14 protein-coding genes are annotated in these 13129 nt (G+C 39.7%); 12 read left to right on the forward strand and 2 right to left on the reverse strand.

The genetic code is table 11. The features are described 5' to 3' along the window. The first annotated feature begins 89 nt into the window (after positions 1–89). The 9 genes from HII32_RS03730 (at position 90) to HII32_RS03770 (ending at position 9396) form a co-directional block, all read left to right on the forward strand. On the forward strand, positions 90–1043 hold the full coding sequence (locus HII32_RS03730; protein ID WP_172188427.1) for a PfkB family carbohydrate kinase: 954 nt from the start codon (positions 90–92) through the stop codon (positions 1041–1043). Between the two features lie 27 nt (positions 1044–1070). Continuing rightward, complete coding sequence (locus tag HII32_RS03735; RefSeq protein ID WP_172188429.1) at positions 1071–1763, forward strand: phosphoribosylanthranilate isomerase; 693 nt, start codon at positions 1071–1073, stop codon at positions 1761–1763. A 5-nt stretch (positions 1764–1768) separates the two neighbouring features. Then, a complete protein-coding gene (locus HII32_RS03740; protein WP_172188431.1) occupies positions 1769–2416 on the forward strand; it encodes a YczE/YyaS/YitT family protein in 648 nt (215 codons plus the stop codon). A gap of 1 nt (position 2417) precedes the next feature. Continuing rightward, complete coding sequence (locus HII32_RS03745) at positions 2418–3578, forward strand: iron-containing alcohol dehydrogenase (protein ID WP_246224812.1); 1161 nt, start codon at positions 2418–2420, stop codon at positions 3576–3578. A gap of 18 nt (positions 3579–3596) precedes the next feature. Next, a complete protein-coding gene (locus tag HII32_RS03750; RefSeq protein ID WP_172188433.1) occupies positions 3597–4781 on the forward strand; it encodes a NupC/NupG family nucleoside CNT transporter in 1185 nt (394 codons plus the stop codon). 19 nt (positions 4782–4800) lie between these two features. Then, positions 4801–5193 (forward strand): hypothetical protein, encoded by a 393-nt coding sequence (locus HII32_RS03755; protein WP_172188435.1) that lies wholly within the window; start codon positions 4801–4803, stop codon positions 5191–5193. A 15-nt stretch (positions 5194–5208) separates the two neighbouring features. Continuing rightward, entirely contained in the window at positions 5209–6150 is a 942-nt protein-coding gene (gene rihA, locus HII32_RS03760) for a pyrimidine-specific ribonucleoside hydrolase RihA (RefSeq protein ID WP_172188437.1), read from the forward strand. A 192-nt stretch (positions 6151–6342) separates the two neighbouring features. Then, complete coding sequence (locus tag HII32_RS03765) at positions 6343–7521, forward strand: MFS transporter (protein WP_172188439.1); 1179 nt, start codon at positions 6343–6345, stop codon at positions 7519–7521. 1011 nt (positions 7522–8532) lie between these two features. Continuing rightward, positions 8533–9396 (forward strand): alpha/beta hydrolase, encoded by an 864-nt coding sequence (locus HII32_RS03770; RefSeq protein ID WP_172188441.1) that lies wholly within the window; start codon positions 8533–8535, stop codon positions 9394–9396. On the opposite strand, the gene HII32_RS03775 is transcribed toward HII32_RS03770, so the two are convergent. Further along, entirely contained in the window at positions 9368–10024 is a 657-nt protein-coding gene (locus tag HII32_RS03775; RefSeq protein ID WP_172188443.1) for a YczE/YyaS/YitT family protein, read from the reverse strand. The genes HII32_RS03770 and HII32_RS03775 overlap by 29 nt on opposite strands. Positions 10025–10148: 124 nt before the next feature. Between HII32_RS03775 and HII32_RS03780 the strand changes: the two genes are divergently transcribed. Then, complete coding sequence (locus tag HII32_RS03780) at positions 10149–10772, forward strand: hypothetical protein (protein ID WP_172188445.1); 624 nt, start codon at positions 10149–10151, stop codon at positions 10770–10772. 44 nt (positions 10773–10816) lie between these two features. On the opposite strand, the gene HII32_RS03785 is transcribed toward HII32_RS03780, so the two are convergent. Beyond that, complete coding sequence (locus HII32_RS03785; RefSeq protein WP_172188447.1) at positions 10817–11017, reverse strand: hypothetical protein; 201 nt, start codon at positions 11015–11017, stop codon at positions 10817–10819. A 133-nt stretch (positions 11018–11150) separates the two neighbouring features. Between HII32_RS03785 and HII32_RS03790 the strand changes: the two genes are divergently transcribed. Together HII32_RS03790 and glpK are read left to right on the forward strand one after the other, a co-directional pair. Beyond that, positions 11151–11372, forward strand: a complete 222-nt coding sequence (locus HII32_RS03790) for a hypothetical protein (protein WP_172188449.1) — start codon at positions 11151–11153, stop codon at positions 11370–11372. Positions 11373–11562: 190 nt separating this feature from the next. Then, the gene (gene glpK / locus HII32_RS03795) at positions 11563–13083 is read left to right on the forward strand and encodes a glycerol kinase GlpK (protein WP_172188451.1); all 1521 of its coding nucleotides are present in this window, start codon (positions 11563–11565) and stop codon (positions 13081–13083) included. The last annotated feature ends 46 nt before the right edge of the window (positions 13084–13129 follow it).

Genomic DNA, 13129 nt, shown 5'->3' on the forward strand with positions numbered 1-13129 from the left:
GACAACGCTTCCAAAATGTTATATCTTAATACCAACAAATGTTAATGCTAGCTAACAATTGTTTAGAAGATTTTTAGGAGGATTCTAACATGAGAAGCCAAAACAATGCTTTGGAAGACTACGTTGTTGTAATTGGTGGAATGAACATGGACATTTTCGGAATGCCCCATGAAAAGGTAATCGACCGTGACTCTAATCCTGGAGAAGTTGGGATGACGGTTGGTGGCGTTGGCCAAAATATTGCTCAAAATCTAGCTCATTTGGATGTACCAACCTACTTAATTACGGTATTTGGTGATGATTACAACGGTAAGTTACTCAGTGCTTCATGTGCTGAAAACAACATTCGCTTAGATTATGCTGCTGAAATCAAAGGTGAACGTTCTTCAACTTACATGTACATTACGGATGAAACTGGCGACATGCTAGTAGGTGTTAATGACATGGGTATTTGCGAAAATATCTCACCAGAATTTCTGGCCCAACGGTTAGATTTCATCAATGGTGCCAAGGTTTGTCTAGTCGATGCTAACTTATCTAAAGAAACCATCGATTGGATTGGCGCTAACGTAACTGCACCATTGTTTGGTGATACTGTGTCAGTTGCTAAAGCTCGTCACTTCGAAGATATTTTAGACAAGATGCATACTTTAAAGCCTAATGCGCTTGAAGCTAGCTTGTTAACTGGAATCGAAATTCATGACGAAGCTTCTGCTAAGCAAGCGGCTCAAGCACTACTTAATATGGGCGTGGAAAATGTCTATATTTCATTGGGAGCTGCTGGAATTCTTTGCGCCGACAACGACAAGATGGTAGTTATTCATCCATTTAAGACCAATATCGTTAACGCTAACGGTGCCGGTGATTGTGGGATGGCAGCCATTACTTGGAGTTACTTCGATAATCCAGAACGTAACTTAGGTGAAATTGGCCGGATTGCCCAAGCCGCATCAGCTATTACCCTAGAAAGTTCTAAATCAGTTTCAGATATTACTATTAATCAAATCTTTGCTAAATTAGCTAGCATGACGGTCGTACTTTAATATTTATATTTTTTGGAGGAAAGCGAAATGATTAAACAAATTTATTCTTTGATTCAATATGATGAATCAGTTAAAACAATGGAAGCCGGTGCCGATAACATTGGTTTAGTACCAATGCAAAACGGTGGTGTGCCTGCTCATCGAGTTCCAATCGAACGAGTTCACAAAATTTTTGATGAAGCTAAACGTCGGGGCGTAACATCAGTGGCTATTATGCTAACTAATGATCCTGAAGAAATGCTTCAAATTGCTGAAGAAGTTCAACCAGATATTTTGCATGTTGCTGGTGATGGCTACGCTGCTACCCCAGAATTTGCTAAACGTCTAAAAGAAATTGCGCCTAACACTGAATTAATGCAAGCTGTTTTAGTTGATAATGAATCAGCGATTGATCGGGCCAAGAAATTCGCCGAATACGTTGATTACATTTTGCTTGATTCAGGCTTAGCTCCAGATACTGGAATTGGTGCCAGTGGCCAAACTCACGATTGGGATATTGATGCTCGAATCGTTCAAGAAGTTAACGTTCCCGTAATTGAAGCTGGTGGAATGGGTCCTGACAACGTGGCCGAAGCCATTGCTAAGATCAAACCTTACGGAGTGGATTCATTAACTAAAACTAGTATCAAATACGAAGGCGGTAACATGGAAAAGGATATCGACAAAGTTCGAGCATTCTGTGAAGCTGCTGATAAAGCTGCGGCTGAATTGGGACTTTAATCTCAATGGGGGACGTAACAACGACTAAGAGTCGTCTAACCGTTAAAAAAGTGGTCGTTGCGATGTTGGGCATCTTTCTAGTTTGTCTAGGCGTGGCGTTTAATAACAACACTGGCCTAGGTAATGATCCGGTCGGTATTGTTTATGACGGTATTCGCGCTGCCTTTCACATTCCGTTGGTGCGGCTAGGATTTGTTTCTAACTTTATTAACGTTGGACTAGTCATCATTTTATGGTTAATTGGTCGTCACTACGTTAATATTGGGACCGCCATGTACCTGATTCCCTACGGCTTATTCATTACCATTGGTTCTCATTTATATCCGTTGATTTTTACCAGTCACACATTGCCTACCCGGTTATTGGGAGCGGCAGTGGGGATTAGCCTGTACTATGTCGGCATTAGTTTGTTTGTTGCCGCTGACATTGGGGTCGACCCTTTTAATGGTTTTATGTTAACGATTCGAGATCGAACTGGTTGGAGTATTCGCCGGAGCAAGATTACCTTTGACGTTGTTTTGATGACTGCGGGCTTCCTACTTGGTGGGAAGTTTGGTCTCATCACCATTGTAACCGCTTTAACGACTGGTCCAACGATTCAGGCGTTAGGTGGCTGGTTTCAACAACATCTGTTTAACGAAAGGAAGAAATAATTTGGTAAATTATAAAATGCTTCAAAATGTCAAAGTGGTTAACACCGATAACTTGGCTGAGACCTTACTAGATATTTTGAATACAGAGGGCTACAAACGCCCATTATTCGTCATGGATGGTTTCTTAAACACCGTGGAGACGGTGGTAGCTGCTAAACAAAAATTAGCTGACAATAATATTGAATATGCTGTTTTTGATAAAATCGTTCCTGATCCACCAGCTGAAGTAGTTGATGCTGGGGTTAAAGCGTTTAATGATAATAATTCAGATAGTATCATCGCTATCGGTGGTGGTAGTTCGATTGACGTTGCTCGCGGCATTAACATTGTTCGCGTTAACGGTGGTAACATTAGAGACTATGCTGGCGAAAGTCGAGAAATTGCCCACACTCCAGGCTTGATTGCTGTGCCAACCACTTCTGGTACGGGTAGTGAAATGTCTAATGCGTTAGTAATTACTAACAAAGAAACGCAACAAAAAATTGCCATTTTAGCTGACAATGCGGTCAGTGAATACGCCGTATTGAACCCAGATTTGGTATTAACTTTGCCAAAAGGGATGACCATTGCGACTGGATTAGATGCTTTTTCTCACGCCGCTGAAGGTTACTTATCTAACTTGGCCACTCCTATGACTGATGCACTTTGCGAAAAAGTAATGTTTTTACTTTATAACTATTTACCAACTGCAGTTCACGATGGTCAAAATCGGGAAGCTCGCGAACGCGTAATGGTGGCTGCTAGTTTAGCTGGTTGGATGCTAAACAATGCCGGTACTAACATTGGTCATTCTACCGCTCACATCTTAGGTTCTAAATATCACATTGTTCATGGTGAAGCCGTTGCTTATGCCTTGCCAGGTGTGTTGGAACTAGTTGGTCACGCTATGCCTAAGAAGGTTCGCGAAATTGGTCAAATTTTGGGGGCTACTTTCCCAGCAGATGCCACTCCAGAACAAATTATTGAAATTACAGTTACAAGTTATAAAGACTTCCGCGACAACGTTTTAGGTCTTCATTCATTTACTGATTATGAAATTTCTAGCGATGAAATCGTTAAGAATGCTGACGAAGTTTTACACGAACGATTTGCCGGTAATACACCAGTTGATTTGACTGTTGATAACGTTACCGCTTATCTCCGCAAATTTGGTCAACAATAAAACTATGAGGTGAACAACATGAATTTTGTCTTTTTACTTACAGGAATGGCGTTAGTGTTTGTAGTTGGTTGGTTAATTAGTAGCGATCGCAAACACATTCGTTACATGTCCATGCTTCGTTTATTCATTCTTCAAGCCGTTATTTCTTTCCTATGTTTACATACAACTGGTGGGATCAACGCCTTGAAAGGTATTTCTGCATTCTTTAGTTGGTTAATGTCACAAGCTGCCGGCGGGGTTGATTTCGTCTTTGGTGGTTTGATGATTAAGCCCGGTGGTTCCGTATTTTTCTTAACTGTTTTAATGCCAATCGTCTTTATTTCCGCTTTGGTTGGGATTTTGAACTACATTAAGGTTTTGCCATTCATTATCAAGTGGACCGGTTGGGCTTTAAACAAAGTTTCTGGCATGGGTGAACTAGAAAGTTACTTTGCCGTTTCTACTGCCGTATTAGGTCAACCAGAAGTTTTCTTAACCATTAAAGATCAAATTTCTAAATTAAACGAACAACGTTTATACACTATCTGTGCCTCAGCAATGAGTGCCGTATCAGCTGCAATGTTAGCTTCATACATGAAGATGGTGCCTGGTAAGTTCGTCGTTGTAGCGGTATTTTTAAACATTCTATCTTCATTGATTGTGTCATGTATCGTTAACCCTTACGAACCAGTGGCTGAAGATGAAACAGTCGAAGTTCAAGAAGGCGAAAAAGAATCATTCTTCCAAATGCTAGGTGGCTACATTACTGATGGTTTCAGTTTAGCTATTACCGTTGGGGCCATGTTAATTGGTTTCATTTCATTGGTTACCTTCTTAAACAACAGTTTTATTGCCGTTATTCACATTAGCTTTACTGAATTAATTGGTTACGTTTTTGCACCAGTAGCTTTCTTAATGGGAGTTCCTGCTCACGATATCGTTAAAGTTGGTAGTTTGATGGCCACTAAGTTAATCACTAACGAATTCGTTGCCATGGGTAGCTTACATGAAATGGCTGCTCAATTAAGTGCTAAATCTCATGCAATTATTTCTGCTTACCTCGTTTCATTTGCCAACTTCGGTACCATCGGAATTATTACTGGTTCAATCAAATCAATTAGTTCCCAACAAGGTGCTTACGTTGCTAAGTTCTCAATGAAATTATTATTGGGTGCTACTTTAGCATCAGTCTTGACCGGTACGATTGTTGGATTCTACTTCTAAGAAATAAAGGAGCTTAGTTATGAAATCAAATCGTCAAAATCTATCATTATTAGTCGTATTAGTAGTCATCTTATTTGCCTTAGGTAATGCCATTGCGTTTGTGTTAGGCAACAGTCATCCAGATATCAGTTCCTTAGTTCGCTCAATCGTATTTGTGGCAGCCCTTTACGGGTGGGCACTAGTTCGAGTACTAGGGAATAAACTGTTTGCGCTACCATTTCTAGGGTTTATTGACTTCGTTTATGCGGTTGGTTTTGTTAGCAACATCTCGGTAGCGATGATGAAGATTTCGGGCTTTGCTCTTGGTGCGGTAGTGGCGATGAGTATTTTAGGGATTATCCTAAGTGTTTTCACCTTTATCGCGGCTAAAAACGTGATTAGTACGCAATCAGTTGCTCATTCAAATAATTAATTGGAGGAATTTACAATGACAAAAACAAAAATTATTCTTGATTGTGATCCAGGCCATGATGACGCCTTAGCAATGATGCTTGCCGTGGCTTCACCTAAGATTGAATTGGCTGCGGTAACTACTTCGGCTGGTAACCAAACCCCAGAAAAGACGTTAAATAACGCGATGCGGATGTTAACGCTACTTAACCGGCAAGATATTCCGGTAGCTGGTGGGAATCGCACACCATTGGTGAAACCATTAGAAACGGCTGGTAATGTTCATGGTAAGTCTGGTTTGGACGGAGCTGAATTACCAGACCCTGACTTTAAACCGCAAGACATGACGGCCATTGAATTGATTGCCAAAACTATTAGTGAGTCTAAAGAACCAATCACGCTGGTTGTAACTGGTCCAATGACTAATGCTGCCTTATTCTTACGCGTTTACCCAGAATTAGGACAAAAACTGGAACGCATCGTTTACATGGGTGGGGCCATGGGCTTAGGTAACTGGACACCATCCGTTGAATTTAATATTTACGTGGATCCAGAAGCTGCCAAGATTGTCATGAATGCGGGAATTCCGTTGACCATGGCACCATTAAACGTTACCCACAAGGCGCAAATTACTAAAGAAGAAATTGCTGAGTTAGATCAGATTGATAACCCAGTCGCTCACGCCTTTTATGGTTTGTTGAACTTCTTTGAACTTTATCATGAAGCACCTAAGTGGGGATTCTTCGGAGCCCCTTTGCATGATCCATGTACCATTGCCTGGTTAATTGATCCAGATATGTTTGAAAGTGAGTACATGAACGTGGACGTGGAAACTAAGGGTGAATTAACCACTGGGGAAACGGTTTGTGATTACTACGAATTAACTGGCAAGCCTAAGAATACCGATGTGTTATTGAATATTGATCGGGATAAATTTATTCAATTGATTAAAGATTCATTAGCTACTTTTAATAAATAATAGTTAATAAAAAGATCGTCATTGTCTGTGAGCAGTGACGGTCTTTTTGTTTTGAAAATGAATTGAAAATAAAACAATTTATTTTCAATTTGCTGTTGTTTATACTAGACGAACGGTAGTTGAACCTGTATCATAGTTGAAGTCTGTCAAAAACGATTTTATGAAAAAATATGAAAAGGAAGTGATAAAACGATGAAGTACTTCAAATTTCAAAGTTTTGTATTAGTGTTAATTGCCTTTACCCTTGGGTTTAGTGAATTTTTAATTGTGGGAATTTTAGACGACTTGTCACGTCAATTTCAAGTTTCAGTGGCCACGATTGGCTATCTCGTGACTATTTTTGCCCTTGTTTATGCTATTAGTACACCCATCATCACGTTAATGCTGGGTAAGGCTAATTTATTTTGGAGTTTGCTGGCGCTAATGGGGGTCTTTACAAGCGGTAATATTTTAAGTTTAACGGCATCCAACTTTGGCTGGTTCGCGGTATCGCGGGTAGTGACGGCATTGGTATCTGGCGTAGCCATTTCGATTGCTTTATCGTTTGTCAGCCGCATTGCCCCGATGGCTAAGCGTGGTTGGTTGTTATCATGGGTCTTTTCTGGTTTTAGTATTGCTTCCGTTTTAGGAGTCCCTTTGGGAACTTGGATTTCGACTAACTTTGGTTGGCGGGTCTCATTTTTAACCATCATTGTGATAGCGGTGATCACTATGGGATTAACCTTAGTCGCATTGCCGCGAGACTTTAAACAAAAACCTAGTAGCATTAGCGGTCAATTAGCGCTTTTAAAGGATCGTCGCATTCAGGTAGGAATGTTTCTTCCAATGTTTAATTTAGCGGCTATATACGTCTTTTATACGTATTTACGACCAATTATCACCACTAAGTTACACTTTTCGACGACGATGTTGACCGTCTTATTATTTGTTTTTGGGATTGCTAACATTATTGGCAATCAAATTAGCGGTAAGTTAACTGAGGGACCAGGTCTTCGAGTAATGCCCGCCATTTATTTGGCTCAGTTTATTTTATTGATTGTAATGCCCATTACATTTAATTTTAGCGGGGCAGGGGTGCTGGTATTAATGCTTTTGATTATCAGTATGCCATTATTGAATTCACCGATTCAGATTGAATTTTTACAAGTAGCTGAAAAAGATTATCCGCAATCGATTGTTTTAGCTTCTTCATTAAATTCCATTTTTTCTAATTTTGGTATTGCCTTAGGATCAGCTACCGGTGGTTTGGTGGTTACTCATTTGGGTATGAATGCTGTTGGGCCTGGTGGGGCAATCTATGCCTTAGTTACCTTTATTTTAGTCATTTGGTTGAATCGCTTAAATAAGCCTCAATTAAAAAATAAGTTATAAAGATCAACACCCCCCTGATTAATTCGTCAGGAGGGTGTTTTAGTATGAAGTCAACAAAAAAGAGTCACGCCTTAATCAGAGGCGCGACTCCTGTGGAAAGTTCTCAAATGATCGAGCTTGGTACTACTGTTAAATACTTAATCACTTAACAACCTCATTACTTCTTTATTGAGCTGCCCTAGATGCTTGTTACGGGCAATTCGGTGAATCGGTTAGATCTTTACTTAAAGCTTGGTGGATAAGGGAGAGCCATTAGTTATTTAATACTCTCGTGGTTCAAAATCATTTACTGTACAAGATAATTGGATCAAAATTCTGTGTTGCTTAAGTTACTATCCCAAACTTTTAATTGGTACAGATACTATTAAACTTTGACCATCTCTCAATGGAACGACTTTGACGGATAGTAACACTCGTACATAGATTCTTATGGTGTAACATTAATCAGACAAATCATGAAACGAAAATCTCGATCAAGTGAACTATTACCTTTCCACACTCTAAGAATAACATCATCTAATTAGACTAGCAAATTTAAAGGCTCAACTTTTTAGACATAAAAAAAATCGACCAGGGGAGGTCGATTTGATGTTTTTATATCAATTCTAGGGGAAGAATATGAAATATGAAAAACTGATTAATAAATTAAAGGGGGATTTAATTTATTAGGAATGTAGGGGGAATAGAAACAAGGTTTTAAGTACTTATCTCTTATCTACAATTAATAATATAAAGGATAGAAATTGCGTTTTTTAGGACAAAGTATGAAGTTTTTGTGAACCTATATTAAGAAAAAGTGAAATAGGCTTTAAAAGTAATACAAACGGATTGAAGCCCAAGCATTTACTTATAGTTGCTTGAGATGCTTCACTTAATCGTCTTTATTTTTACCCATTATAACACTAACTAGAAAGCATTTTAAGTACTAACAAAGGTTGACCTTTTACTAGAAATGACGTATTTTCGATATAGAGAATTATTGAAACGGTTACATAATTTTGGAGGTGCACCATGAGTTTTGCAGCACGCAGACTGCAACGGCGATTAACTTCGACCGATTATAAACGGGTGGTTGCAGAAAGATTCTTAAACCCGGATCAAAAAGTTAATATTTTTAAGGAGCACCCCAACTGGGCCGCATCGGTAATTCCGATGGGCGGCGGTCAATTAGTGGAAATGTATGCAGATCAGCCGATTCAAGGGCAATTATTATATTTTCACGGTGGGGCCTTACGGGTGCCACTCAACGAAGAGCAGCTTGATTTCATTGATTCTTTGGCGCAGGCTAGTCATAGTAAACCATTTATCGCTGATTATCCGCTATTAAACGAGGAAACTGATGGTGCTCAAATTATTCAATTTGCCGAAGAGGCTTTAGAGTGGTTAGGAGAAGACGGTAAGACTACTACCATTGTGGCTGATTCAGCTGGAGCTTGGTTGGCTTTTTACCTATTATTAACTCACGATAATTTGATTAATTCAGCTATTTTAGTGTCACCATGGCTCAATTGGAATCTCAGTGATCAACCAGTAGTGGAGCGGGCAGCCGCAGACGTAATGTTAGATATTCCGACTCTACGCCAAATTGGTAAACAGTTCTGGATGGGCTTAACAGATGCCCAACGGCAAACCTTCACGCAAGAAACACTCTCAGTCACGAGCCCGGTCCAAATTCTGTACGGTAATGACGAAATGTTGGTACCTGATAGTGAAGGGTTGGCCGATGATTTGTCAGAAAATAACCCTAACGTGACCATTACGCGATTTAAAGACGGCTTTCATGATTTTATCTTATGGCCCGATTTACCAGAAACAAAAAAAGCCATCAATGCGATGGCGGAGTTTCTTAAAGATCAACGTGGTGTTTCAAACTAGGAAAAACGTGAGAATCAGACCATTTCATTACCGCTCCTTGGGTCACAATCGCCCAAACAGTTCCGAAGCCAATAGCGTGGACCGTTCCAGTGAAAATATAGGTTAAAATAATAATGGTCACTGGAGGAATATAGCTCAACCATTGGGCCGAGACGGCATTACCATGGGCGTATTTAAAGCGAATAATGTAAGCTAGATCATCATTGGGATGCATAATTAAGTTCGAGCGGCTGTAGATGGAAACAGCGGCAGCCACGCCAAACAACCCAACGATGTCTAAGATTAGCCGGGGGATTAACTCCAGTTGAGATACCCCAAGAAATTGCCAAATATAACCGGTCCATTCAACTAGGTAACTAAAGGGAATAGTGTACATGATGTTAGAAACAAACCGACGACGATCAAAATGGCCTAATAAGAATTGGTTTAAAATAGTAACGGCTACCCCATAAATAAACATGGCCGTTCCTAAAGGAATACCAGTCCAAGCCGACAAGTTAACCCCTGATCCGGTCCAAACGGCACTCCCCAAGTTAGAGGCAATGGCCAGTGAATTAGAGGCAGCATTGATAAAAATTGAAATCACCAGAAAAAACATCCGCTGGTTAAAATCTTGCATTTTTGCCATGAAGTCGCTCCTTCAAATAGAATCTGTTTTATTATAGCTCTTCTAGAGATCAAATCAAAATTAACAAGTTGTCATTATAATCGTGATACCATATCAATAAGCAGAGGAAGCAGAGGTGATATATATGACTACTGGTTATTCAGAAGAAAACGCTGAAAGATTACTGTCTAAGAATCATTATTGGTTTATGCGGTTTCGCTCTACGATGTCATTTAACAAGCTGACTAAGAGCGAACAGGCCAACGCTTTTTACATCACGCAAGCATTTGTAGGATTATCTTATCGGCACCAGCTGAGAAATAATCGGCGTTGGACCGCAGCATCTGTTACTGAAATTATTACTAAGTATTTTCCGAGAAACATTGCAGCTGATGATGTTTATTTTAATGCTATTTTACCGGTATTACGCCGTTATTTCCGCTTTTTAGGAGTGCAACATAAGATTAGTAATAGTCAAACGTTGATTAATGCAGTAGATGCAATTGATGTACAACAAGTTACGTTAGCTTCTCATGATTCTACCAAATGGTCCGAAAAGAAGCGGGCCGGTATGCATTATCTATTTGGGGTTGATAATGGCTGTGGCAGTCTCGAAATGAATAAGTGGGCGGATGTTTTCAACATGCAGGTACCGTTAAACCTGAATGGTGAGTCACTACAAAATGCCTATAAAGATAATGATAAAGTCATTGTTTTAACGCCTAGACGCCGACAAGATGCAGCGGAAAAACTGCGACGACGGCAATAAAAAACTTCGGTTTAAGTGAGAGCTTAAACCGAAGCTTTTTTATTTTATAAATTATCTAATTGAGTGATTGATTTAATAGTCAACATGACTACTCCTTTAGCCGGCAATTCTACAAAGACGTGATCACCATTAACTGCTTGAACTTTACCTGTGTGGGTAACTTTGTTGGCAGTAATCCGCACAAATTGTTGACTTTGGCTAGCCTGAGCTAGGCGGGTTGCAATATTAGATTGAATTGTATTCATAATATCACCTCGATTGAAACTATACTGTAAGACTAATTGTTATAAATGTAAAGCAAATAACTCAGCTATTTAACTTTCAAAAAGAAAGTAGACGTTGTATAATATGTGAAAATAATAACAAGAGGTGAAAGAGATGACTGAAACAACCACGGATTATGCTCAAGAAGTATTGAATAACGCTAGTGACGGGGACCACTATCATTGGGTCGGTGAGTACCAGGGACGACCATATGAACCGCTATTAATTTCTCATGATAATCATTGCGGTGCGGTCTTCTTAATCTCGCCACAAGATTTTGCTTCGGGAAAACGTTGCTACTTGCACCAACATTGTGGTTGGCACCCTAAAAAGTAACAATTAATAATTGGTATAGTCATAATCGGTGAAAATAATCACGATAAGATTGGGATATTTGTTTGATAAAGCACACTATGGTATAGTTCATAGTGTGCTTTTTATATTTAATTTAAACCTTTAAAATTTTGGATATGGTAATATTAAAAAAAGAAAAATGAAATCGCTTACGATAGTTAGGAGAAAATAAATGTTAACGGACCAAAAGAAATATATTTTATCAATTGACCAAGGGACCACCAGTACCCGTGCCATGATTTATGATCACTCCGGGCGCAAAATTATCGAAGGCTATAAAGAAGTGGAACAAATTCTACCTCACAGTGGCTGGGTGGAAGAAGACCCCAATGAAATTTGGAATTCAGTTTTATCAGTGATTGCTAGTGCACTAATTGATGCCGGTGTTCATCCAGAAGATATCGAAGGCATTGGGATCTCTAATCAACGAGAAACTACCATTATTTGGGATAAAGAAACCGGTGAGCCGATTTATAATGCAATTGGTTGGCAATCTAAGCAAACGGCTAAATTAGCCCGTCAATTACATAATGATGGTTATGCTAACTTAATTCATAAAAAAACGGGCCTAATTATTGATTCATATTTCTCAGCTACTAAAATTCGTTGGATTTTAGATCACGTACCTGGGGCACAGGAACGGGCTGAAAAAGGCGAATTGTTATTTGGGACAGTAGATACCTGGTTAACTTGGAAATTATCTGGTGGCCGTTATCATGTCACTGATTACACTAATGCTAGTCGGACGATGCTGTTTAATATTCACGCCTTACGTTGGGATGAAGATATCTTAAAATTAATGAATATTCCACTAGCAATGTTACCCGAAGTGAAAACTTCGAGTGAAGTTTACGGCACCACACAAAATTACCAATTTTATGGAATTGAAGTGCCGATTGCCGGCTTAGTTGGTGATCAACAGGCGGCTTTGATTGGACAAATGGCGTTTGAACCCGGGATGGTGAAGAATACTTACGGTGACGGGGCCTTCTTAATTATGAACACCGGTTTAAAGCCCGAATTGTCAGACGAAAATTTATTAACGACGATTGCCTATAATATTGATGGAACCGTTCATTATGCTTTAGAAGGTTCTATTTTTGCGGCTGGATCAGCGGTGAGTTGGTTGCACGATAACATGGAAATGATTGATAACGTGCCAGAATCTAGACAAGCAGCGATGAATTCGACCGACAAAGATGAAGTTTATGTGGTACCAGCGTTTAACGGATTGGGGGCCCCTTATTGGGACCAAGACGTACGGGGATCAGCATTTGGGATGACCCGTGGTACTACCCGAAATGATTTTGTTAAAGCTACTTTGCAATCAATTGCTTACTCTACTAAAGATATTGTGGAAACGATGGAACAAGATACCCACATTCGAATTCCACAATTAATGGCGGACGGTGGCGCATCAAGAAACCGTTATTTAATGCAATTTCAATCTGATATTTTAAATATTCCGATTGTGCGGGCTAATAATGAAGATACGACGGCCTTTGGTGCAGCTATTTTAGCTGGACTAGCAGTTGGCTTTTGGAAAGATCTAGATGAGGTCAAGGGATTAGTGGAAAATGGTCGGCTATTTAAACCTAATATGACCGCTGATCATCGAGCTAAGTTGTATCGTGGCTGGAAGGCGGCGGTAGCGGCAACTCGGACGTTTAGAATTAATGAATTGGAAGAATAATGGAAGGTACTGACCTAAGCGTTTAGACTTCGAGCACTAACCTAGC

It is taken from the genome of Lentilactobacillus kribbianus (assembly GCF_013184075.1).
Classification (GTDB): domain Bacteria; phylum Bacillota; class Bacilli; order Lactobacillales; family Lactobacillaceae; genus Lentilactobacillus; species Lentilactobacillus kribbianus.